The sequence below is a fragment of the Curtobacterium sp. PhB142 genome, from assembly GCF_004341255.1.
In the GTDB taxonomy this organism is placed as follows: Bacteria; Actinomycetota; Actinomycetes; order Actinomycetales; family Microbacteriaceae; genus Curtobacterium.
Genome location: NZ_SLUT01000004.1, coordinates 416916 through 439932 on the forward strand (window position 1 = coordinate 416916; position 23017 = coordinate 439932).

Annotated in this window: 20 protein-coding genes; 16 read left to right on the forward strand and 4 right to left on the reverse strand. The window is 71.1% G+C overall.

The genetic code is table 11. The features are described 5' to 3' along the window. Nucleotides 1-111: 111 nt before the first annotated feature. The 3 genes from EDF31_RS10740 to EDF31_RS10750 all read right to left on the reverse strand — a co-directional run bounded on the left by EDF31_RS10740 (nt 112) and on the right by EDF31_RS10750 (nt 4015). The gene (locus tag EDF31_RS10740) at nt 112-1974 is read right to left on the reverse strand and encodes a glycoside hydrolase family 2 TIM barrel-domain containing protein (RefSeq protein WP_131846105.1); all 1863 of its coding nucleotides are present in this window, start codon (nt 1972-1974) and stop codon (nt 112-114) included. 87 nt (nt 1975-2061) lie between these two features. Further along, nucleotides 2062-2517, reverse strand: a complete 456-nt coding sequence (locus tag EDF31_RS10745; RefSeq protein ID WP_131846106.1) for a MaoC/PaaZ C-terminal domain-containing protein — start codon at nt 2515-2517, stop codon at nt 2062-2064. A 37-nt stretch (nt 2518-2554) separates the two neighbouring features. Beyond that, nucleotides 2555-4015, reverse strand: a complete 1461-nt coding sequence (locus tag EDF31_RS10750) for a CHAD domain-containing protein (RefSeq protein ID WP_131846107.1) — start codon at nt 4013-4015, stop codon at nt 2555-2557. 141 nt (nt 4016-4156) lie between these two features. On the opposite strand from EDF31_RS10750, the gene EDF31_RS10755 reads away from it, so the two are divergent. Continuing rightward, nucleotides 4157-5524 carry a phosphotransferase gene (locus EDF31_RS10755; protein WP_131846108.1) on the forward strand — a complete coding sequence of 456 codons (1368 nt, stop codon included), beginning with the start codon at nt 4157-4159 and terminating at the stop codon, nt 5522-5524. A gap of 102 nt (nt 5525-5626) precedes the next feature. Here the strand turns inward: EDF31_RS10755 and EDF31_RS10760 are convergent, their stop codons facing one another. Beyond that, complete coding sequence (locus EDF31_RS10760) at nt 5627-5983, reverse strand: DUF1844 domain-containing protein (protein ID WP_173170823.1); 357 nt, start codon at nt 5981-5983, stop codon at nt 5627-5629. A 288-nt stretch (nt 5984-6271) separates the two neighbouring features. Here EDF31_RS10760 and infC point away from each other — a divergent pair, with 288 nt between their 5' ends. From infC to tyrS, 15 genes are all read left to right on the forward strand, one after another. Then, nucleotides 6272-6967 (forward strand): translation initiation factor IF-3, encoded by a 696-nt coding sequence (gene infC / locus EDF31_RS10765; protein WP_123293372.1) that lies wholly within the window; start codon nt 6272-6274, stop codon nt 6965-6967. A 60-nt stretch (nt 6968-7027) separates the two neighbouring features. Then, the gene (gene rpmI, locus EDF31_RS10770; RefSeq protein WP_111086286.1) at nt 7028-7222 is read left to right on the forward strand and encodes a 50S ribosomal protein L35; all 195 of its coding nucleotides are present in this window, start codon (nt 7028-7030) and stop codon (nt 7220-7222) included. Between the two features lie 27 nt (nt 7223-7249). After that, entirely contained in the window at nt 7250-7633 is a 384-nt protein-coding gene (gene rplT, locus EDF31_RS10775; RefSeq protein WP_111086285.1) for a 50S ribosomal protein L20, read from the forward strand. Nucleotides 7634-7698: 65 nt separating this feature from the next. Continuing rightward, nucleotides 7699-8562 (forward strand): RNA methyltransferase, encoded by an 864-nt coding sequence (locus EDF31_RS10780; RefSeq protein ID WP_131846109.1) that lies wholly within the window; start codon nt 7699-7701, stop codon nt 8560-8562. Nucleotides 8563-8654: 92 nt separating this feature from the next. Then, nucleotides 8655-9695 (forward strand): phenylalanine--tRNA ligase subunit alpha, encoded by a 1041-nt coding sequence (gene pheS / locus EDF31_RS10785; RefSeq protein ID WP_111086283.1) that lies wholly within the window; start codon nt 8655-8657, stop codon nt 9693-9695. Beyond that, nucleotides 9695-12187 carry a phenylalanine--tRNA ligase subunit beta gene (pheT, locus tag EDF31_RS10790; protein ID WP_131846110.1) on the forward strand — a complete coding sequence of 831 codons (2493 nt, stop codon included), beginning with the start codon at nt 9695-9697 and terminating at the stop codon, nt 12185-12187. The genes pheS and pheT overlap by 1 nt, the downstream gene beginning before the upstream one ends. A 78-nt stretch (nt 12188-12265) precedes the next feature. Beyond that, complete coding sequence (locus EDF31_RS10795) at nt 12266-13363, forward strand: NAGSA dehydrogenase family protein (RefSeq protein ID WP_123293375.1); 1098 nt, start codon at nt 12266-12268, stop codon at nt 13361-13363. Beyond that, nucleotides 13360-14568, forward strand: coding sequence for a bifunctional glutamate N-acetyltransferase/amino-acid acetyltransferase ArgJ (gene argJ / locus EDF31_RS10800; protein ID WP_243649977.1), 1209 nt, complete (start codon nt 13360-13362; stop codon nt 14566-14568). The genes EDF31_RS10795 and argJ overlap by 4 nt, the downstream gene beginning before the upstream one ends. Beyond that, nucleotides 14568-15620, forward strand: coding sequence for an acetylglutamate kinase (gene argB / locus EDF31_RS10805; protein ID WP_123293376.1), 1053 nt, complete (start codon nt 14568-14570; stop codon nt 15618-15620). The genes argJ and argB overlap by 1 nt, the downstream gene beginning before the upstream one ends. Then, nucleotides 15617-16840 (forward strand): acetylornithine transaminase, encoded by a 1224-nt coding sequence (locus tag EDF31_RS10810; protein ID WP_123293377.1) that lies wholly within the window; start codon nt 15617-15619, stop codon nt 16838-16840. Before argB ends, EDF31_RS10810 begins: the two co-directional genes overlap by 4 nt. Beyond that, nucleotides 16837-17763 (forward strand): ornithine carbamoyltransferase, encoded by a 927-nt coding sequence (argF, locus tag EDF31_RS10815; protein ID WP_131846111.1) that lies wholly within the window; start codon nt 16837-16839, stop codon nt 17761-17763. Before EDF31_RS10810 ends, argF begins: the two co-directional genes overlap by 4 nt. Before the next feature lie 5 nt (nt 17764-17768). Continuing rightward, the gene (locus EDF31_RS10820) at nt 17769-18965 is read left to right on the forward strand and encodes an argininosuccinate synthase (RefSeq protein ID WP_123293379.1); all 1197 of its coding nucleotides are present in this window, start codon (nt 17769-17771) and stop codon (nt 18963-18965) included. 42 nt (nt 18966-19007) lie between these two features. Beyond that, the gene (gene argH, locus EDF31_RS10825) at nt 19008-20444 is read left to right on the forward strand and encodes an argininosuccinate lyase (protein WP_123293380.1); all 1437 of its coding nucleotides are present in this window, start codon (nt 19008-19010) and stop codon (nt 20442-20444) included. Continuing rightward, nucleotides 20441-21136: a DNA-3-methyladenine glycosylase gene (locus tag EDF31_RS10830; RefSeq protein WP_131846112.1), complete on the forward strand. Its 696-nt coding sequence runs from the start codon at nt 20441-20443 to the stop codon at nt 21134-21136. The genes argH and EDF31_RS10830 overlap by 4 nt, the downstream gene beginning before the upstream one ends. Nucleotides 21137-21263: 127 nt before the next feature. Continuing rightward, entirely contained in the window at nt 21264-22577 is a 1314-nt protein-coding gene (gene tyrS, locus EDF31_RS10835) for a tyrosine--tRNA ligase (protein ID WP_123338478.1), read from the forward strand. Nucleotides 22578-23017: the final 440 nt, after the last annotated feature.

Consider the following 23017-nt stretch of genomic DNA (forward strand, 5'->3'; position numbering starts at 1 on the left):
CGGGCGGCCGTGCGTCGGGCCGCGCGCTGACCTGCCCTCATGGTGAGCAGCGGTGGTCGGGTCCGTCTACCGGACCCGACCATTGCTGCTCACGAAGTGCGGGCCTCCCGGCTAGCGACCGGTGACCGCGCGACGGATCTGCTCGATCGGGACCTTCGGGGAGCGGTCGGCGTTGAGCAGGCCGTTCGTCTCCTGCATGGTGTCGGTCAGCTGCGTGTAGCAGGAGCCGGCCAGGAACGAGCTCGCCCGGATCGCGTCGTACAGTGCCGTGATGCGGGTGACCCAGTCGTCGCCGTCGGTGGCCGAGGTGTAGCCCCAGCCGTCCTCGCGCTGTGCACCCGGCTGGTAGTTCACGCCACCGAACTCGGTGAGCATCACCGGCTGGCCGAGGTCCTGCGCGCCACCCACGAGCACCCAGCGGTCCGACGGGCCGAAGTGGGTGAACAGCGCCGTGCGTGCTGCATCGTCGGCGTAGGTGCGGGCGAGTGCGTCGCCGGCACCCTCGTAGTCGTGGATCGTGACGATGTCGGAGTTGGTGTGCTCCCAACCGTCGTTCGAGATCACCGGACGCGTCGGGTCGATCGCCCGCGTGACGTCGGCCAAGGAGCGTGCGTAGGCCTGCTGCGCCGGATCCGTGCTGATGTGCTGCACGCCCCAGCTCTCGTTCGCCGGCACCCACGTGACGATCGACGGGTGCGAGGCATCACGCTCGACGGCGTCCATCCACTCGCGCATCAGGCGCTGGACGGCACGCGGCGAGAAGGCGTAGGCGCCGGGGGCCTCGCCCCAGACCAGGATGCCGAGTCGGTCCGCCCAGTACAGGAACCGGGGGTCCTCGATCTTCTGGTGGTTGCGGGCCGCGTTGAAGCCGAGCTCCTTGATGAGCTCGACCTCGCGGCGCAGTGCTCCGCGCGACGGCGCGGCGATGTGCGAGTCCGGCCAGTAGCCCTGGTTCAGGACACTGCGGACGTCGTAGCTGTGGCCGTTCAGCAGGAAGGTGCCGCCGTCGACGCCGACGGTGCGGAGCCCGAAGTAGGACGCGACGGAGTCGATCGGCGTCGTGCCGGTACGGGGGAGGAGCGAGACCGTGGCGTCGACCAGGCGCGGGGCGTCCGGCGTCCAGTGCAGTTCGTCCTCGGCCTGCCCGTTCGTCTGGCGCGCGATCGGCACGACCACGTCGAACTCGTCCGAGGTGTCGCCGAGCGTGGCCTCGACGGTGGCGAGGTGCTCGTCGCGCTCGTCCCACCGGGCGACGACGCGCAGGCGCTCGCCGCCGGTGCGGCCGCCAGCGATCCGGACCGTCAGGCGGACGGTGGCGTGGTCGACGTTCGTCCAACGCAGGTACTCGATCGAGGCGGTCGGCACGGCTTCGAGCCACACGGTCTGCCAGATGCCCGTGGTGCGGCGGTACCAGATGGCGTGCGGGTCCTCGTGCCAGTCCTGCTTGCCGCGGGGCTGGGTCAGGTCGTGCGGGTCGTCCTCGGCGCGGACGACCAGGGTGTGGACGGCGTCGGGGTCGGTGGCGAGGGCGTCGGTCACGTCGAAGGAGAACGGCGTGTGGCCGCCCTCGTGCTCGCCGACGAACTGGCCGTCGATCCAGACGCGAGCGCGGTAGTCGACGGCGCCGAAGTGCAGGACGAGTCGGGGTGCGGCGGTGCCGTGACCGGCGGCCTCGAGGTCGGCGCGGGTGATCGCACGGGAGTACCAGACCACCGGGTGGAAGCCGGGCTCGTCGATGCCCGAGGCGACGGACTCGGGCGGGAACGGCACGACGATGTCGCGGGCGTCGGGGAACCCGGTGCGCCAGGCGGTGTCGTCGCCGTCGTTCCGGAAGGACCACGTGCCGTCGAGGTCAGCCCACGCGGTGCGGAGCATCTGCGGCCGGGGGTAGGTGCCGTCCTGCCGCGAGGCGAGGGGGAGTGCGGGAGCGGATGCGGTGTCAGGTGCGGCCACGGTGCCGTCGAGCGTGCTCATGGGTCCATGCTCCCGCGCCGGTACATCGTTGTAAAGAGCGTCGCAACGATTGCCATCCGGAGAACCCGGCGGTCGCTCGGGGCGACGTCAGGCGATCGCGGCGTCGCGCGTCAGGACCATCACGTCCATGCGTCCCTGCTGCACGACGTCGCCGCGCTGGTTCCGCAGTGAGACCGTCCGCTCGACGATGCCGGTCGTTCCCGAGCTCGTCAGGCGCGTCGACAGGATCTCGACCTCGCAGGTCACGGTGTCCCCGATGAACACCGGCGCGGTGAACCGCCACTGGTCGATCCCGAGCAGTGCCACGGCCGACCCCTCGAACACCCCGGTCCGTGCGATCAGCCCCAGGCAGAGCGAGGTGCCGAGCAGCCCGTGCACGACCCGCTGGCCGTACCGGGTCCTGCCGGCGAACTCGACGTCGGTGTGCACCTGGTTGTTGTCGTTCGTCCACGAGGCGAACGACACGACGTCCGCCTCGGTGATCGTGCGACCCGGGGTCGTGAAGGTCTGTCCGGCGGCGAGGTCCTCGAGGTAGTGGGGCACGCCTGCGATTCTCGCAGAGCAGCAGGCCGAGCCGCGCTCACAGTCGGGCGAGCACCTTCCGCGAACGTCGCAGCCCCCGCTCGAGCACGGCGTGCTCGGCCGTCGCCAGTGCCCCGTACCCGAAGGTGTCCGCGCCGTCCCGGGCCGCGGGCCCGGACAGCCGCCGGTAGGCCTCCGCCGCGTGGGCCGCGTCGAGGGCGTCACCGAGTGTCTCCTGCACCCGCCGCAGTCGGCCGAGCCGTCGCTTCCCGAGGTCGGCGACGTCACCGGCTGCCTGCAGCGCGTACCGCAGGCGCCGTGCTGCCTTCCGGATCTCGTGCAGGACGTCGAGACCCGCCGCACCACCGTCGACCAGTCGTCGGACCCGAGCGCGCTCGCGGTCGATGCGCTGCGCGACGAAGGCAGCGGCCGCGTCGTCGGCGTGCGGTCCGGCCGGGGCGCGGAGCAGCAGCTGGTCGAGCGCGTCGAGGGTGCGGAACCAGTCGTCCGAGCGCAGGGCCTGGCGGAGTTCCGCTGCGGCCGCGCTGCGGAGTGCCGCCGCCTGCTCGCCGATCCGGTCCAGCGTGGGGGCGTCGACGAAGCCGTCGGGGGCCCGTGCCGCCGACCGGAACAGCCCGCCGTGCAGGACCTCGGCATCGCGGGCGACACCGGCGACCCGTCCGGCTTCGGCAAGGGCAGCCCGCACTGCCTCGGTCGCCTCACGGTCGAGCGCCCCGCGGTACGCGGCGAGCACGCTCCGCAGCCGACGGACCACCTTCCGGAAGTCGTGCACCGACTCGTGGTCGTCGGCGCGGACTCGGGGGTCGACCGCGACGAGGTCGGCGCGCAGCGACTCGAGGACCCGCAGTACGAACGCCGCAGCGGTGCCCGAACGTGGTCGCTTCGCCCGGTTGCCGCGCCGCTCCGGGGCGAGCACGGGAGTCGGCGGGACCACGACCGCCGAGGTCGACGGCGGCTCGGTGGCCGCGTCGTCCAGTGCTCGCTCCGCGGCCCGTGCAGTGGTGCCGTCCCGCCCGTCGTCCGACAGCGCCCACCACCGTGCGGACCGCAGCACGGAGGTGTCCGGGTCGCCTTCGTCCACCCGGACGTCGGCGATCTCGGCCCGGACCCGACCGTCCTTGCCGCGCAGGGTCACGAGCGTCGTCGTGGTGTCCCGGAGGCGGACCGTCGCCACCGCCCGCCCGCGCAGGAACACCTCCACACCGTCACGCGGGGGCTGCTCGCCGTCCGGTCGATCGAGGTCCGCGCCCACCGGCACCGGGCCGTCGCCGTGGTCGAGGCTCCAGGAACCGTCCTGGGCGCGGGTGAGCGTCACCCCTTCGGCCGCGAGCACGCGCTCGTCGGAGTCCCACACGGTCTCGCGGAGCGACACGGGCTCGTGTCGTTCGACGGCGGATGCGAGGGGCTCGAGTGCCGGCAACCGGCGGTCGTCGGGGATCCGCCAGCTCCGGCGGGGATCGGTGCGGGCGGTGTCGGGGGCGGGGTGCTGGCTCGGCATGTCCGCAAGTGTCGTCCGACGGTGCCCGTGCGGTCCGAGCGCAGGCGCGTTCTGTGGACGGGCGGCCCAGAACCACTCCCTGTGCAGGGATGAGCGACGGACTCGGCACCTCGCCAGCACTCGGCGCGTACGGTCCGCTGCATGAGCGACGGAGCCCGCCACCCCAGCGACACCGCACCCGACACCCGCGACACCGCACCCCCGAGCGCCACCGCACCCCCGAGCGATACAGCCCCGAGCGATACTGCCCCGACCGACACCGCCGCGAGCGACCACGACCTCGAGTCCTGGATCGCCGACCGCCGGTGGTACGCGTCGAAGGGGTCCGTGCCGCGCCTCCGCACCCTCTCCACCGCCGACGGCACCCGGCTCGTCCTCGACGAAGCCCCCGCAGCACCAGCGGCTCCGGTCCTCTACCAGTCACCCGTGACCAGCGGCCCCGACGGCACCATCGCCGACGCCACCGCCGACCACGCGTGGATCACGGCGCTCGCCGCACGCATCGACGCGGACCCGCAGAGCCTGCGCCCCATCGGCACCGTCACGGCTGCCCGCGTCCTGACGGGTGAGCAGTCCAACACCTCGGTCATCTGCGACACCGAGTCCGGCGCCCGCGTCATCATCAAGGTGTTCCGCGTCCTGCACCACGGCGACAACCCCGACGTCACGACGCAGCTCGCGTTGTCCGCAGCCGGCAGTGCTCGCGTCCCCCAGGTCTACGGCGCACTACGGGGCAGCTGGCCCGACGTCGGGCAGGGCAGCGGCACGGCGACCGGTCACCTCGCGTTCGCGCAGGAGTTCCTGCCGGGCCTCGAGGACGCCTGGCGCGTGGCCCTCGAGGAAGCGCGCGCCGGCACGCCCTTCGGCGATCGGGCCGAGCAGCTCGGGGCGGCGCTCGCCGAAGTCCACCGCACCCTCGCCGAGGCACTACCGTCCGAGCCCGCCGACGAGGCGCGACGACGGACCGCCGTCGCGACGATGCACGAGCGGCTCGACACCGCCGCGCGCGAGGCCCCGGCGGTCGCCGAGCACGCAGACGCGATCCGAGCGGTGTACGCGGCAGTGACGGCGACGCCCTGGCCGGACCTGCAGCGCATCCACGGCGACCTGCACCTCGGGCAGGTGCTCGCTGCCCCCGAGCCGCGCGGGTGGGTCTTCCTCGACTTCGAGGGGGAGCCGCTCCGTCCCCTGGCCGAACGCTCGTTGCCGGACGTCACGCTCCGTGACGTGGCCGGCATGCTCCGGTCGTTCGACTACGTCGCCGGAGCCCTGGCGCACGACGCGGAACCGGTCGACGCAGCGGGCTGGGCGGACGAGGCACGCGTGCGGTTCCTCGACGGGTACCAGCGGGGGACCGGCACCGACCTCGGCGCACACCGGGAGCTCCTGGATGCGTTCGAGCTCGACAAGGCCGTCTACGAGGTCGTCTACGAGACCCGGAACCGACCCGACTGGGTCGGCATCCCGCTCGCGGCCGTCACGCGCCTGGTCGGCCGCAGCGGGTCCTGACCGCGCACCCGAAGGCGGACGGGAGGCCCGTGGCGATCCCGCCACGGGCCTCCCGTCGGACGCCGTGACGGACAGTGCCCGTCGTGCGTCAGCCGCCAGCCGTCAGTTGACGGGGCCGGTGTACTTCTCGCCCGGTCCGGCGCCCGGTGCGTCCGGGATCGCCGACGCCTCGCGGAACGCGAGCTGCACCGAGCGCAGCCCGTCGCGCAGCGGACGGGCGTGGTGGTCGCCGATCTCGGTCGCCGCAGCGGTGACCAGTCCGGCCAGTGCGGTGATGAGCTTGCGCGCTTCGTCCAGGTCGGTCTGCTCCTGGGGGTCGTCGGCCAGGCCGACCTTCACGGCGGCGGCGCTGAGCAGGTGCACGGCCACGGTGTTGATGAGTTCGACGGCCGGCACCTCCGAGATGTCCCTGGCGGCGTCGATGCCGCTGCCGTCGTCGTCGATCGGGGTGTCGGTCACGGTGCTCCTCTGCTAGACTCGCTCGCGGCAGATGCTGTCCGTGTGCCATCAGGTTCTCCTGAAGCGCTCGGACGGTGTCACGAAAGAGGAGTCTCTCCCACCCGCGGCCGCGTTCCACCAGGCTACCGGGTCACCACCGCTCCACGAGTGCACAGCAACTGGGTGCACACGTCGGTCGGGTCCACGGATCCGACGCAGGGCGGCTGCCGAACGGGTTCCGATCCGTGCGTCAGATCTCCTCTCTCGTGCTGTCGTCCAGGGCAAACGTCCCGGACGACCACCACCTGATTGAAGGAGCTCCGCATCACCGATCCCCGTACCAACGACCGAATCCGCGTTCCCGAAGTCCGACTCGTCGGCCCGCAGGGTGAGCAGGTCGGCGTTGTCCCGATCGCCATGGCACTGCGCCTCGCGCAGGAAGCCGAACTGGATCTGGTCGAGGTCGCGCCGAACTCGAAGCCGCCCGTGGCCAAGATCATGGACTACGGCAAGTTCAAGTACGAAGCCGCTCAGAAGGCCAAGGAAGCCCGTCGCAACCAGGTGAACACGGACCTGAAAGAGGTCCGTTTCCGCCTGAAGATCGACGTGCACGACTACGAGACGAAGCGCAAGCGCGCCGAGGGGTTCCTCCTCGGTGGCGACAAGGTGAAGGCGATGATCCTCTTCCGTGGCCGCGAGCAGTCGCGTCCGGAGCAGGGTGTCCGTCTCCTCCACAAGTTCGCGGAGGAGATCGCCGAGTTCGGCGTCGTCGAGTCCCGTCCCACCCAGGACGGCCGCAACATGACGATGATCATCGCCCCCCTGAAGAACAAGTCCGACGTCAAGGGCGAGCAGAACGCGAAGCGCGCTGCACAGAAGGCCGAGCGTCGTGCCACCGAGCACGCTGCGAAGGACCACTCGGACGCCGAGACCGAGACCGAGGCCCCGGCCGAGGCTCCCGCGCAGGACACGGCACCGGCCAAGAGCGACGCTCCCGCCGAGTAGGTCACCCAGACCGACCCCGCAACGACGCGGCTCCCATCCATCCCACGGAAAGGCACCACCATGCCCAAGCAGAAGACCCACTCCGGGTCGAAGAAGCGCTTCAAGATCACCGGTACCGGCAAGGTCATGAAGCAGCAGGCCGGTATGCGTCACAACCTCGAGGTCAAGAGCTCCAAGCGCAAGGCCCGCCTGAACGAGGACCAGGTCCTCTCCAAGGCAGACGCGAAGAACGTCAAGAAGCTCCTCGGCCACTGAGCCCCCGGATCGTAAAGGAATAGTGCAATGGCACGAGTAAAGAGAGCGGTCAACGCCGCCAAGAAGCGCCGCGTCATCCTCGAGCGCGCCGAGGGTTACCGCGGCCAGCGTTCGCGTCTGTACCGCAAGGCCAAGGAGCAGGTCACCCACTCCCTGGTCTACGCGTACCGCGACCGTCACGCGAAGAAGGGTGAGTTCCGTCGCCTGTGGATCCAGCGCATCAACGCTGCGTCCCGTGCGAACGGCCTGACCTACAACCGTCTGATCCAGGGTCTGGGTCTCGCCGGTGTCGAGGTCGACCGTCGCATCCTCGCCGACCTCGCGGTGAACAACCCCGAGACCTTCACCGCGCTCGTCGAGACCGCGAAGAAGGCCCTCCCGGCCGACACCTCGGCCCCGAAGGCTGCGTAGTCAGTTCTTCTGCTCGCGAAACCCCCGCCGCACGGCGGGGGTTTCGTCGTTCCTAGACTTGGGTCGTGAGCGAACTCCTCGAGAACCCCCGTGCCGGACGCGTGAAGGCCGTCGCGGCCCTGTCGAAGAAGGACGTCCGTGCCGAAACGGGCCTCTTCCTGCTGGAGGGGCCGCAGGCGGTGCGTGAAGCACTCGAGTACGCCCCGGAGCTCCTGCGCGAGCTCTACGTGACGCCGACTGCCGCAGCCCGCTACGGCCTCGACGACGCGCCGGTCGACACCTGGTTCGTGACGGAGCAGGTCCTCGACGCGATGGCCGACACCGTGACGCCACAGGGCGTCGTCGCCGTCTGCCAGCAGTTCCCGACGTCGGTCAAGGAAGTCTTCCCGGACCGTCGCGTCGGTGACGCTGCTGCTGCCGTCGACCTGGAGGCCCGTGGGGACTCCGACGAGCCGGCCGCGTTGCCGGGGCTGGTCGCCATCCTCGAAGAGGTGCGGGACCCGGGGAACGCCGGCACGATCATCCGCGCCGCCGACTCCGCCGGCGCCGACGCGGTGGTCCTCACCGGGCGGTCGGTGGACCCGTACAACCCGAAGGTCGTCCGGTCGACCACGGGCTCGCTGTTCCACGTGCCGGTGTCGGTCGGCGTGACCCTGGCCGACACGATCGCGCGGGCGAAGGCACTCGGGTACACCGTGCTCGCGGCCGACGTCTCGGGTGACGACCTGCCGGTGGTCCGGTCCGAGGGCATGCTCGACGGTCCGACCGCATGGGTGTTCGGCAACGAGGCCCGTGGGCTCACCACCGAGGACCTCGCGCTCGTCGACCGTGCGGTGAAGGTGCCGATCTACGGCCAAGCGGAGTCGATGAACCTGGCGACGGCGGCCTCGGTCTGCCTGTACGAGTCGGCGTTCGCACTCCGGAGCTGACCTCCCTCCACAGGTCGGTCGTCGGCATCGGCCATCCACAGTCCGACCGGTGCAGGCGGGTGGTATCCCGTCGGCCGGTAGGCTTGGGTCTCGTGTCAGAACCTCTCGAGATCAGCGAATCGGCCGTCGCCGACGCCGTGGACGCAGCACTCGCCGCCGTCCGCGCCACGACGACGGTCGCCGAACTGAAGCAGGCCAGGGCCGAGCACACCGGTGAGCAGTCGCCGCTGGCTCGGATGAACGCGTCGATGCGCAGCGTCCCGCCGGAGCAGAAGGCCGCGGCGGGCAAGCTCGTCGGTCAGGCCCGCGGGCGGCTGAACGCGGCGATCGCGGAGCAGGAGTCGGTCCTCGCCGTGGCCGAAGAGCGCGCGCGGCTCGAGGCCGAGCGCGTCGACGTCACCGCGTTGCCGACCCACCGCCCGACCGGCTCGCGCCACCCGCTCTCGCTGCTCAACGAAGCCGTCGCGGACATCTTCGTCGGCATGGGGTGGGAAGTGGCGGAGGGCCCCGAGCTCGAGCACGAGTGGTTCAACTTCGACGCCCTGAACTTCGACCAGGACCACCCGGCCCGGGCCATGGCGGACACGATCTTCGTCGAGCCGGTCGACCGGCACCTGGTCATGCGCACCCACACGTCGCCCGTGCAGGTGCGGTCCCTGCTGTCCCGCGACCTCCCGCTCTACGTCATCGCCCCGGGCCGTGTGTACCGCGCCGACGAGCTCGACGCCACGCACCTGCCGGTCTTCACCCAGGTCGAGGGCATCGCGATCGACAAGGGCCTGACGATGGCACACCTGCGCGGCACGCTCGAGCACTTCGCCCGCCAGGTCTTCGGCGCCGAGGCACAGATCCGCCTGCGCCCGAACTACTTCCCGTTCACCGAGCCCAGCGCCGAGATGGACGTCTGGCAGCCGAACGCCAAGGGCGGCGCCCGGTGGGTCGAGTGGGGCGGCTGCGGCATGGTCAACCCGAACGTCTTGCGTGCCGCCGGCATCGACCCGGACGAGTACCAGGGCTTCGCCTTCGGCATGGGCATCGAGCGGACGCTGCAGTTCCGCAACGGCCTGAACGACATGCGTGACTTCCTCGAGGGCGACATCCGCTTCTCGCAGCAGTTCGGAACGGTGGTCTGATGCGCGTCCCACTCCGCTGGCTCGGCGAGTCCGTCGACCTCCCCGAGGACGTCACCCTCGAGCACGTCCACGCGGCGCTCGTGTCGGTCGGCTTCGAGGAAGAGGACGTCCACACCTTCGACCTGACCGGCCCCGTCGTGGTCGGCCGGGTGCTCGAGCGCGTCCCGGAACCGCAGAAGAACGGCAAGACGATCAACTGGTGCCAGGTGGACGTCGGCGAGCCCGAGCCCCGCGGCATCGTCTGCGGTGCGCACAACTTCGACGTGGGCGACCTCGTCGTCGTGACGCTGCCCGGTGCCGTGCTGCCCGGACCGTTCCCGATCGCGGCCCGCAAGACCTACGGCCACGTCTCCGACGGCATGATCGCCTCGGCACGCGAGCTCGGTCTCGGCGACGAGCACGAGGGCATCCTCCGCTTCGCAGACCTCGACATGGAGCCCGACGTCGGCCAGAACGCCATCGCGCTCCTCGGCCTCGACGACGCGGCGGTCGAGATCAACGTCACGCCGGACCGCGGGTACGTGCTGAGCATGCGCGGTGTCGCACGTGAGTACGCCCACGCCACCGGCGCGAGCTTCCACGACCCCGTCGACCGGGTCGCACCCCGCACGGCCGAGGGCTTCTCGGTCACGATCGACGACCAGGCCCCGATCCGCGGTCGCGTCGGCGCGAGCACCTTCGTCACCCGCGTCGTCCGTGGCATCGACCCCACCGCGAAGACACCGGCTTGGATGGTGTCGCGTCTCGCCCTGGCAGGCGTCCGTTCGATCTCGCTGCCGGTCGACATCACGAACTACGTCATGTTCGAGCTCGGCCAGCCGCTGCACGGCTACGACCTGTCGACCGTCCGCGGCGGCCTGGGTGTCCGTCGTGCGGCTGTCGGCGAGACGCTCGAGACCCTCGACGGCGCCGTGCGGAAGCTCGACCCCGAGGACCTCGTCATCACCGATGACGACGGCCCCGTCGGGCTCGCCGGCGTGATGGGCGGTGCCCGGACCGAGATCTCGGCGAGCACGACCGACGTCCTGATCGAGGCAGCCGGCTTCGACCAGGTCTCGATCGCGCGGACCGCTCGACGCCACAAGCTGCCGAGCGAGGCCTCCCGTCGGTTCGAGCGCGGCGTCGACCCGCTCGTGGCCGAGGCTGCTGCGAACCGTGCCGTCGACCTCCTCGTCGAGCTGGCCGGCGGCACGGCCGACGCCCTCGGTTCCTCGGTCGTCGACACCGAGCCCCGTGCAACGGTCGCCATGCGGACCTCGCGTCCGGCCGAGCTCATCGGCGTGGACTACAGCGACGCCGAGGTCGTGGACACCCTCCGTGCGATCGGCGCGACGGTGCAGGTCGACGGTGCGCAGCTCGCCGTCACCCCGCCGACCTGGCGTCCGGACCTGACCGACGACACCACGTTGGTCGAAGAGGTCGCGCGGATCGTCGGGTACGACCGCATCCCGAGCGTGCTCCCCGTGGCCCCGCCCGGACGCGGACTCACCCCGCACCAGCAGGCACGCCGTCGGGTCTCCGCGGCCCTCGCCGCCGCGGGTCTGGTCGAAGCGGTGACGGCGCCGTTCGTCTCCGCCGCGACGCAGGACGCCTACCCGGGGATCGACCCGGAGGGCGGCCCGAGCGTCGTCCTCGCCAACGCCCTCGACAGCGAGCAGAACCTGCTCCGCCGCAGTGGTGTGCCGGCCCTCGTCGACGCCGCCCGCCGGAACGTCTCGCGCGGCCTGCTCGACGTCGCGCTCTACGAGACCTCGCGGGTGTTCCTGCCGGTGACGGGCGTGACGCTCGGCACCGACGAGGTCCCGGCCGGTGCCGCGCTGCCCGACCGCGCGACGCTCCAGGCGCTCGACGCGTCCCTGCCCGCACAGCCGTTCCACGTGTCCGCCCTGCTCACCGGCAACCGCGTCGGCAAGCAGGCGGGCGTCGCGGCCGAGCCGTACGGCATCGCCGACGCGATCGACGCGGCTCGCCAGGTCGCGTGGGCCGTCGGCGTGGAACTGCGCGTCGTGCAGACCACCCACCCGTCCCTGCACCCGGGCCGCGCGGCGTCGCTGCTCGTGGGCGACACCGTCGTGGGCGTCGCCGGCGAACTCCTGCCGGAGCTGTCCGCCGCTGCGGTGCTGCCCCGCGTGGTGGCCGTGGTCGAGCTCGACCTCGACGCCATGGTGGCCGCGGCCCCCGACCTCGTCGCGGTCGCGCCGATCGTGTCGTACCCGGCAGCGACGCAGGACCTGTCCCTGGTCGTCGACGCCGAGGTGCCGGCCGGTGACGTGTTGGATGCGGTCCGCTCTGGTGCCGGAGACCTGTTGGAGTATGCTCGGCTCGTGGATGACTACCGGGGCTCCGGCGTGGACGAGGGACAGAAGTCCCTGACGTTCGCCCTGCGCTTCCGTGCCACGGACCGCACGCTGACCGCTGCCGAGGCCACCGAGGCCCGTGACGGCGCAGTCCGACGTGCCGGCGAGCGATTCGGGGCGACCCTGCGCGACTGACCCACGACGGGATCAGCACCGCCCGGGGTCGCCGCCTCCGACTCTCTCGACGACCAGTCCGACCAAAGGTGGAATCCCATGTCCGTATCCGTCGCCGTGGCGGGAGCCTCCGGCTACGCGGGTGGTGAGCTCCTGCGCGTGCTCTCCGCCCATCCCGAGTTCGACGTCAGGACGGTGACGGCGTTCTCGAACGCCGGACAGCCGTTGATCGCGACCCAGCCGCACCTCCGGTCGCTGTCGCACCTGACCCTCGAGAAGACGACGGCCGAGACGCTCCGCGGGCACGACGTCGTGTTCCTGGCGCTGCCGCACGGTCAGTCGGGGGCGATCACCGAGGAGCTCGGCGACGACGCCCTCGTGGTGGACTGCGGCGCGGACCACCGTCTGACGGATCCCGCGGCCTGGGAGCAGTTCTACGGCGGCGACTACCACGGCGCCTGGACCTACGGCCTGCCGGAGCTCCTGCTCGCCGCCCCGACCCCGGGGTCGGCCGACGAGTGGCGCGAGGTCGAGGACATCGCGTCGCAGGGCAAGCAGCGTTCGGCCCTGGTCGGCACCAAGCGGATCGCGGTCCCCGGGTGCAACGTCACCGCGGTGACGCTCGGCATCCAGCCGGGCATCCAGGCCGGGCTCGTCGAGTCGGACGACATCGTCGCTGTGCTGAGCGTCGGCCCGAGCGGTGCCGGCAAGAAGCTCGCCAACACCTACCTGGCGTCCGAGATCATGGGCTCCGCCAGCGCCTACGCGGTGGGCGGCACGCACCGGCACGTCCCGGAGATCCAGCAGAACCTGGTCGTCGCGGGTGCTGCCGACGTGACGATCTCGTTCACGCCCGTGCTCGTCCCGATGTCGCGGGGCATCCTCGCGACGACGACGGCCAAGCTCACCCCGGGTGTCAGCGCCCGCGACGTGCGGCTCGCCTGGGAGCAGGCCTACGCCGACGAGCCGTTCGTGCACCTGTTGCCCGAGGGCGAGTTCCCCCGGGTCGCGGACACCATCGGTGCGAACACCGCACTCGTCGGCATCGCGGTGGACGAGGCCGCAGGCCGCGTCGTCGCCGTCACGGCTCTCGACAACCTCGCGAAGGGCACGGCGGGTGCCGCCGTCCAGTCGACCAACATCGCCCTGGGTCTGCCGGAAACCCTGGGCCTCAGCGTGGACGGAGTCGCACCGTGACCGACCTCACCGACGTGAGCGAGCCCACCCAGGGCGAACCGGGCCTCCAGGGCGTCACCGCGGCAGCGGGTTTCCGCGCTGCCGGCGTGACCGCCGGCCTGAAGACCAGCGGCAAGCCGGACGTGGCCCTCGTCGTCAACGACGGCCCCGACGCGGCCGTGGCCGCGGTCTTCACCAGCAACCGCGCGCAGGCGCACCCGGTGATCTGGTCCCGCCAGGTCGTCGGTGACGGCGTCGCGCGCGCCGTCGTCCTGAACTCCGGCGGCGCCAACTGCTTCACGGGCCCCTTCGGCTTCCAGACCACGCACCTGACCGCCGAAGCCGTCGGCGACGCCCTCGGCATCGGTGCGGGCGACGTCGTCGTCTGCTCCACCGGCCTCATCGGGGTGGGCGACCAGACGTTCCGCGACAACGTGCTCCGGGGCGTCGACCTCGCGGGCGCTGCGCTCACCGCTGATGGCGGCCCGGACGCGGCCACGGCCATCATGACGACCGACACCAGGGCGAAGCAGTCCGTGGTGACCGAGGACGGCTGGACCGTCGGCGGCATGGCGAAGGGTGCGGGCATGCTCGCACCCGGACTCGCGACCATGCTCGTCGTGATCACGACCGACGCCGTGCAGACCCCGGACCAGCTCGACCAGGCGCTCCGCGCGGCCACCCGCATCACCTTCGACCGCGTCGACTCGGACGGCTGCATGTCGACGAACGACACCGTCGTGCTGCTGTCGTCGGGTGCGAGCGGGGTGACGCCCGAGGTCGGCGACTTCCAGGAAGCCCTGACCGCGGTCTGCGCCGACCTGGCCCGCCAGCTGCAGCAGGACGCCGAAGGCGCCAGCCACGACATCGCGATCGAGGTCGTGCACGCCGCGACCGAGGACGACGCCGTCACCGTCGGCCGGAGTGTCGCGCGCAACAACCTGTTCAAGGCGGCCGTCTTCGGCAACGACCCGAACTGGGGCCGGGTCCTCGCGGCCATCGGCACCACGGACGCCGACTTCGACCCGTACGCGGTCGACGTCAGCATGAACGGTGTCCGGGTCTGCCACGCCGGCGCCCCGGACCAGCCGAGCGACACCGTCGACCTGACGCCGCGGGACACCCACGTGCGCATCGACCTCGGCGTCGGGACGCACTCGGCGACGATCCTGACCAACGACCTCACGCACGACTACGTGCACGAGAACAGCGCGTACTCCAGCTGATGGCGAACGACACCGAAGGGGCCGGTACGCCCCTCACGAAGGAAGAAGAGCACGAGTTCGCCGCCGTCAAGGCCGCGACCCTGATCGAGTCCCTGCCGTGGCTCAAGCGGTTCTCCGGCAAGGTCGTCGTCGTCAAGTTCGGCGGCAACGCGATGGTGAACGAGGACCTCAAGCGTGCGTTCGCCGAGGACATGGTCTACCTCCGCTACGCCGGGTTGCACCCCGTCGTCGTGCACGGCGGGGGTCCGCAGATCTCGGCCGCGCTCAAGGAACAGGGCATCGAGTCCGAGTTCCGTGGCGGCTACCGCGTCACCACGACCGAGGCGATCTCGGTCGTCCGCGACGTCCTGGCTGGCGAGGTCAACCGCGAGATCGTCGACCTGATGAACGAGCACGGCGAGGGCCTGGCCGTCGGCGTGTTCGGTGACGGCGGGTCCCTGTTCACCGGCGAGCAGAAGGGCGTGGTCGTCGACGGGCAGGAGTACGACCTCGGGCACGTCGGCGACATCACCCACGTCGACCCGTCAGGGGTGCTCGCCGCGATCGAGGCCGGCCGGATCCCGGTGGTCTCGAGCATCGCGATCGACGACGCCCACCCGGACCAGGCGCTCAACGTGAACGCCGATGCGGCCGCGGGTGCCCTGGCGATCGCGCTGCGTGCGTCGAAGCTCATCATGCTCACCGACGTCCCCGGCCTGTACCGCAACTGGCCGGACCGCGACTCGCTCGTCGACCTCATCGCGGTCGAGGAGCTCCGCGCGCTCCTGCCGTCGCTCGAGTCGGGCATGATCCCGAAGATGACCGCGTGCCTCGACGCCGTGGTCGGCGGGGTCGGCGGGGCGACGATCATCGACGGCCGGATCCCGCACTCGATCCTGCTCGAGGTCTTCACCCTGCGCGGTGCGGGCACCGAGGTGATCCCGGACCCGAGCCGACGCACCGAGAACCAGATGACCCACGCCGAGATCGGCCGACGCGTCGCAGCACCGTCGACGAGCACCAGCACCGGCCAACACGTGGCCAGCACGACCGAGAAGGGGCAGCAGCCGTGAGCAGCGAGACGCAGACCGAGACCTGGAACGACCGGTTCGGGGCGTCGCTGATGCGATCCCTGACCCCGCCGAAGATCATGCTCGAGCGCGGACAGGGCTGCCGTGTCTGGGACGTGGAGGGCAACGAGTACCTCGACTTCCTGGCGGGCATCGCCGTGAACTCGCTCGGCCACGCGCACCCCGTCCTGGTCGAGGCGATCGCCGACCAGGCCGCGAAGCTCGTGCACGTGTCGAACTACTTCGCGACGCCGCCCCAGCTCGAGCTGGCGGAGCGCCTCAAGCGCATCACCGGTGCGGGCGACGCCGGGCGGGTGTACTTCGGCAACTCCGGTGCCGAGGCGAACGAGGCCGCGTTCAAGCTCGCGCGCCTGAACAAGGGCGCCGACGGGCAGAAGACCCGCATCCTCGCGCTGAAGCAGGGCTTCCACGGCCGGACGATGGGTGCGCTCGCGCTCACCGGCAAGCCCGCGCTGCAGCAGGACTTCCTGCCGATGATCCCGGGCGTCGAGCACATCGACTCCACCGTCGCTGCGCTCGAGGAGTCCATCGACGACACGGTCGCGGCGATCGTCATCGAGCCGATCAAGGGCGAGGCCGGCGTCGTCGACCTGCCCGAGGGCTTCCTGCTCGCCGCGCGCCGGCTGACCGAGGAGCACGGTGCGCTGCTGATCCTCGACGAGATCCAGACCGGTGTCGGCCGGACGGGCAACTGGTTCACCTACCAGGGCCACGGCTTCACCCCCGACGCCGTCACGGTGGCCAAGGGCATCGCCGGCGGCTTCCCGATCGGTGCGCTCGTGACCTTCGGGTGGGCGTCCGACCTGTTCTCGGCCGGCCAGCACGGTTCGACCTTCGGCGGCAACCCGCTCGGCACCCGCGTGGCGAACGCGGTGCTCGAGGAGATCGAACGCGCGGACCTCGTCGCTGCCGCCGTGGTCAAGGGCGAGCGGATCCGGACCGGCATCGCCGGCATCGGCTCACCGCTCGTCGAAGAGGTCCGCGGCACCGGTCTGCTCATCGGCGTCGGGCTCACCGGCCCGATCGCGGCCGCGGTCAACGCCGCCGCCCTCGAGCGTGGCCTCATCATCAACGCCCCGAACGAGTCGAGCCTGCGCCTCGCGCCGCCGCTCATCGTGTCCGACGCCGAGATCGACGAGTTCGTGTCGATCCTCGCCCAGAGCCTCGCGGCCGTCGCTGCCGCCCAGGAGACCTCCGCATGACCCGCCACTTCCTCCGGGACGACGACCTCAGCCAGGCCGAGCAGTCCGCGATCCTCGACATCGCCGACCAGATGAAGGCCGACCGTTGGGGTGCGAAGCCCCTCGCCGGCCCGCAGAGCGTCGCGGTCATCTTCGACAAGTCGTCGACCCGCACCCGGGTGTCGTTCCACGTCGGCATCTCCGACCTGGGCGGCAGCCCGCTCATCATCTCGACGGCGAACAGCCAGCTCGGCGGCAAGGAGACCCCGTCGGACACCGCCCGCGTGCTCGAGCGCATGGTGTCGGCGATCGTCTGGCGCACCTACGGGCAGGCCGGTCTCGAGGAGATGGCCGCCGGCACGACCGTCCCCGTCGTCAACGCACTGTCCGACGACTTCCACCCCTGCCAGCTGCTCGCCGACCTGCTCACCATCCGCGAGCACCGCGGCACGCTGGCGGGCCAGACCGTGGCGTTCATCGGCGACGGCGCGAGCAACATGGCGCAGTCGTACCTGCTCGCCGGCGCGACCGCGGGCATGCACGTCCGCGTCGCGGCTCCCGCTGAGTTCTCGCCGTCCCCGCAGGTCGTCACCGACGCCGAGCACCGTTCGGCCGAGACCGGCGGTTCCGTCCTCGTCGTCACCGACCCGGTAGCAGCGGTCGCCGGTGCCGACGTCGTGGTCACCGACACCTGGGTGTCGATGGGAAAGGAGTCCGAGAAGCAGTCGCGCCTCGACACCTTCTCCGGGTACCGCGTGGACGATGCCCTGATGGCGCACGCCGCCGACGACGCGGTGTTCATGCACTGCCTGCCCGCCGACCGTGGCTACGAGGTGACCGCCGACGTCATCGACGGGCCGCGCAGCATCATCTGGGACGAGGCGGAGAACCGTCTGCACGCCCAGAAGGCGCTGCTGGCCTGGCTCCTCGCCGCGAACGGCTGAGCACCATGGCTGACCGCGTCGTCCTCGCCTACTCCGGCGGCCTCGACACCTCCGTCGGGATCGGCTGGCTGCGTGACGCCACCGGCAAAGAGGTGGTGGCGCTGGCGGTCGACGTCGGCCAGGGCGGCGAGGACCTCGACGCGATCCGGCAGCGCGCGCTCGACTGCGGGGCCGTGGAGTCGATCGTGGTCGACGCCAAGGACGAGTACGCCGACGAGTACATCGTGCCGGCGCTCAAGGCCAACGCGCTGTACCAGAAGCGCTACCCGCTGGTGTCGGCGCTGAGCCGCCCGCTCATCGCGAAGCACCTCGCGTTGACGGCGAAGCAGCTCGGCGCCGACAGCGTCGCGCACGGCTGCACCGGCAAGGGCAACGACCAGGTCCGTTTCGAAGCCGCCGTCGCGGCGATCGCCCCGGACCTGCGGAGCGTGGCACCGGTGCGTGACCTCGCCCTGACCCGGGACAAGGCGATCGCGTACGCCGAGCAGCACGCCCTGCCGATCCAGCAGTCGCAGCGGTCGCCGTACTCGATCGACCAGAACGTGTGGGGCCGTGCGGTCGAGACGGGTTTCCTCGAGGACCCGTGGAACGCCCCGACCGAGGACCTCTACGCCTACACGCAGGACCCCGCCGTCCCGCGCGACCCGGACGAGGTGACCATCACGTTCGAGCGCGGCGTCCCGGTGGCGCTCGACGGGCAGCGCTTCAGCGTGCTGCGGATCGTGCAGGAGCTGAACGCCGTGGCCGGCAAGCACGGCGTCGGTCGGATCGACGTCGTCGAGGACCGCCTCGTCGGCATCAAGTCGCGCGAGGTGTACGAGGCCCCTGCGGCGATCGCGCTCATCACGGCGCACGAGGAGCTCGAGCGCCTCACCCTCGAGCGCGACGTGAACCGCTACAAGCGCGGTGTCGAGTCGGAGTGGGCCGACCTGGTCTACGACGGCCTGTGGTTCGGCGGGCTGAAGCGCAGCCTCGACGCCTTCGTCGACCACACCCAGCAGCACGTCTCCGGCGACGTCCGCCTCCAGCTGCACGGTGGTCGAGCGACGGTGACCGGCCGTCGCTCGGAGCAGAGCCTCTACGACTTCGACCTCGCCACGTACGACACCGGCGACACGTTCGACCAGTCCCTCTCGAAGGGCTTCATCGAACTCTGGTCGCTCCCCAGCAAGATCTCCGCCCGCCGCGACGCGGCGAACTGACACCCGCCGCCACCCGGCCCGACGACAACGACGCAGGACGACATGACCGACGAGAAGACCGACGCCACCAACACCGGAGCCCTCTGGGGCGCCCGCTTCGCCGACGGCCCGAGTGCGGCCCTGGCAGCGCTCTCGAAGTCGACGCACTTCGACTGGCAGCTCGCCCCGTACGACATCGCCGGCTCCCGCGCGCACGCCCGGGCCCTGCACACGGCCGGGTACCTGACGGCGGACGAGCTCGAGCGCATGCTCGCCGGACTCGACCGGCTCGAGGCCGCGCACGCCGACGGCACGCTGCAGCCCGATGAGTCCGACGAGGACGTCCACGGTGCCCTCGAGCGTCTCCTCATCGCCGACCTCGGTCCGGAACTCGGCGGCAAGCTCCGCGCCGGCCGCAGCCGCAACGACCAGATCGCGACGCTCGGCCGCATGCACATGCTCGACCACGGGCGGCGCATCGGCCGACTCGTGATCGACCTGGTCGACGCGATCACCCAGCAGGCCAACGAGCACCCGTCGGCGATCATGCCGGGTCGCACGCACCTGCAGCACGCGCAGCCCGTCCTCCTCGCGCACCACCTGCTGGCGCACGCGTGGCCGTTGGTCCGCGACCTCGAGCGCCTCCGCGACTGGGCGGGCCGCGCGAGCGTGAGCCCGTACGGCGCCGGTGCCCTCGCCGGCAGTTCGCTCGGCCTCGACCCCGCCGCGATCGCCGCGGAGCTCGGGTTCGACCGCCCGGCCGACAACTCGATCGACGCCACGGCCGCCCGCGACGTCGTCGCCGAGTTCGCGTTCGTCCTCGCGCAGATCGGCATCGACGTCTCGCGGCTGTCGGAAGAGGTCATCCTCTGGAACACGAAGGAGTTCGGCTTCGTCCGGCTCCACGACGCCTTCTCGACCGGCTCGAGCATCATGCCGCAGAAGAAGAACCCGGACATCGCCGAGCTCGCGCGCGGCAAGTCCGGTCGTCTGATCGGCAACCTGACGGGCCTGCTCGCGACCTTGAAGGGACTGCCGCTCGCCTACAACCGCGACCTGCAGGAGGACAAGGAGCCGGTCTTTGACTCGGTCGCCACGCTCGAGGTCCTGCTGCCCGCCTTCACCGGCATGATCGCGACGCTCACGTTCGACACGGACCGGATGGCCGAGCTCGCGCCGCAGGGCTTCTCGCTCGCGACCGACGTGGCCGAGTGGCTGGTCCGCCAGGGTGTCCCGTTCCGCGATGCGCACGAGGTGTCCGGTGCGCTGGTCCGGTACTGCGAACAGCGCGGCATCGAGCTCGACGACCCGACCGACGACGAGTACCGGTCGGTCTCCGAGCACCTGACCCCCGGGGTCCGTGCCGTGCTCACGATCGAGGGCAGTGTCGCGTCCCGCTCGGGTGTCGGCGGAACCGCTCCGGACCGTGTGGCCGAGCAGCTGGCGTCCGTCACGCGTCGCGTCCACGACCTGGCCGAGGGCGCACCCTTCACGCGATGACCGAGGGGCTGCTCGCGATGCTCGCTGAGCCGGCGCCGCGCATCGCCCCGGCGCTGCTCGGCGCGACGATCGCGGGCCGTGGCGTGACCCTGCGAATCACCGAGGTCGAGGCCTACTTCGGCCCCACCGACCCCGGCTCGCACGGGCACCGCGGTCCGACCGAGCGCAACCGCCACCTGTTCGGGTCGCCGGGCACCCTGTACGCGTACCGCTCGTACGGCATCCACACCTGCGTCAACGTCGTGAGTGCACCGGCCGGCACCTCCTCCGGTTCCCTGCTTCGCGGTGCGCAGGTGATCGAGGGCGTCGACACCGCACGCGGACGACGTGGCCCGTCGGTTGCCGACGTCGCGTTGGCGCGTGGCCCCGGCAACCTCGGTGGCGCCCTCGGCGCGGTGCTCGGACACGACGACGGCACCTCGCTGCTCGACGGGTCCGGTCCGTTCGTGCTCACGTTGGCACCCGGCCTGGAGGCGCGGCTCGCCTCCGCCTCTCCGGCCCGCGTCGTCGAGGAACTCCTGACCGAGACCGCACCCGGCCCCGGCGGGACGGGTCCGGTCCCGCGCATCTCGCGCGGACCGCGCACCGGCGTCGGCGGCATCGCCGGCGGTGCGCAGTACCCCTGGCGCTTCTGGTTGACGGGCGACCCGACGGTCTCGACGTACCGACGGCACAAGGGTGCTCTCGACTGATCCCCACCGGCACGGCCGGCCCGCCGCTGGCGCGTCGCGCCGGAACCGGCGGCGTGGGCCCAGACGCACCACGGGCCTCCCGGTCGACGGCGCGCTGTCGGTGGTGCGCCGCCGCTACGATGGCGGGGTGTCCAGTGATACCGCTCAAGACGTCCTGACGCGCCAGCAGAACGACCCCACCTTCGCCTCGGTGTGGGACGAACTGCGCTGGCGCGGTCTGGTGCAGGTCTCGACCGACGAGACCGCACTCCAAGAGGCCCTCGACGGTGATCCGATCACGTACTACTGCGGCTTCGACCCCACGGCACCGTCGCTGCACTGCGGCAACCTGCTGCAGCTCCTGACCATGCGTCGGTTGCAGCTCGCCGGGCACAAGCCGCTGGCGCTCGTCGGGGGATCGACGGGGCTCATCGGCGACCCGCGTCCGACGGCGGAGCGCACGCTGAACACCCGCGAGACCGTCGCCGAGTGGGTGGCGCGTCTGCAGGGACAGGTGTCGCGGTTCCTCAGTCCGGACGGTGACAACGGCGTCCGGCTGGTGAACAACCTGGACTGGACGTCGCCGATGTCCGCCATCGACTTCCTGCGCGACGTCGGCAAGTACTTCCGGGTGAACTCGATGCTCAAGAAGGACGCCGTCGCCGCGCGGTTGAACTCCGACGCTGGGATCAGCTACACGGAGTTCAGCTACCAGATCCTGCAGGGCCTCGACTACCGCGAGCTCTTCCGGCAGTACGGCTGCACGCTGCAGACGGGTGGCTCGGACCAGTGGGGCAACCTGACCTCGGGGACGGAGCTCATCCGTCGTGCCGAGGGTGCGACGGTGCACGCGCTCGGGACACCCTTGATCACGAACTCGGACGGCACGAAGTTCGGCAAGAGCGAGGGCAACGCGATCTGGCTCGACGCCGAGATGACGTCGCCGTACGCGCTGTACCAGTTCTGGCTCAACACGGCGGATGCCGACGTGATCGCCCGGTTGCGGGAGTTCACGTTCCTGTCCCGTGCCGAGATCGAGCGACTCGAGCAGGCGGTCGCCGACGAACCGTTCCGACGCGAAGCGCAGCGGACCCTCGCATTCGAGGTCACCTCGCTCGTGCACGGGGTCGACGCCACCCAGGCCGCGATCGACGCCGCGGCTGCGCTGTTCGGCAACGGGGACCTCGGTGCCCTCGACCCGGACACCCTGCGGTCGGCGATCGCGGAGCTGCCGGGGTCGGTCACCATCGAGGCCGGCGCCGACGTGGCCCGGGCCCTCGTCGAGACCGAGCTCGTGAAGTCCCTCGGCGAAGCCCGGCGGGCGATCGACCAGGGCGGCGTGTACGTGAACAACGTCCGAGCCGAGGACGCCACCGCACCGCTGTCGGACCTCGCCCTGCCCGGGGGAGTCCTCGTGCTCCGCCGCGGCAAGAAGACCCTCGCCGGTGTGACGCTGGCCTGATCGCCCCGGCACCCGGGCGACGCGTGTTGCACAACGCGACACGCCCGGGATTGGGCCTGGCTTGGCACACTCGCCCAGGCCTGCGTAAAGTTCCTACTCGTCACCCCAAAGGTGCGGCGGAGCGGCTGGAGCGAAAGCCCAGAGCACGTCGGCCCTCAAGCGGGACCATCCTCCACTGAAGATCAGATCTGGCCTTGTGCTCGATCGCTTCGAGGCCTAGGATGACAAGCCCACCGGTTCTCTCCCCTCGGGGATGAGCCACAGGACCTCCGGGTCCGACGACACACCGGTGGCAAGCCAAGTACACAAGCCTCGTGGCTGGAGCTCGAACCTGAGCCGAAGAGCGAGTGCGTCTGGTCCTTGAGAACTCAACAGCGTGCACATTGTCAATGCCAATTTATTGATTGACCTCGTGCCTGGCCTTCCTTCGGGTTGGTTGG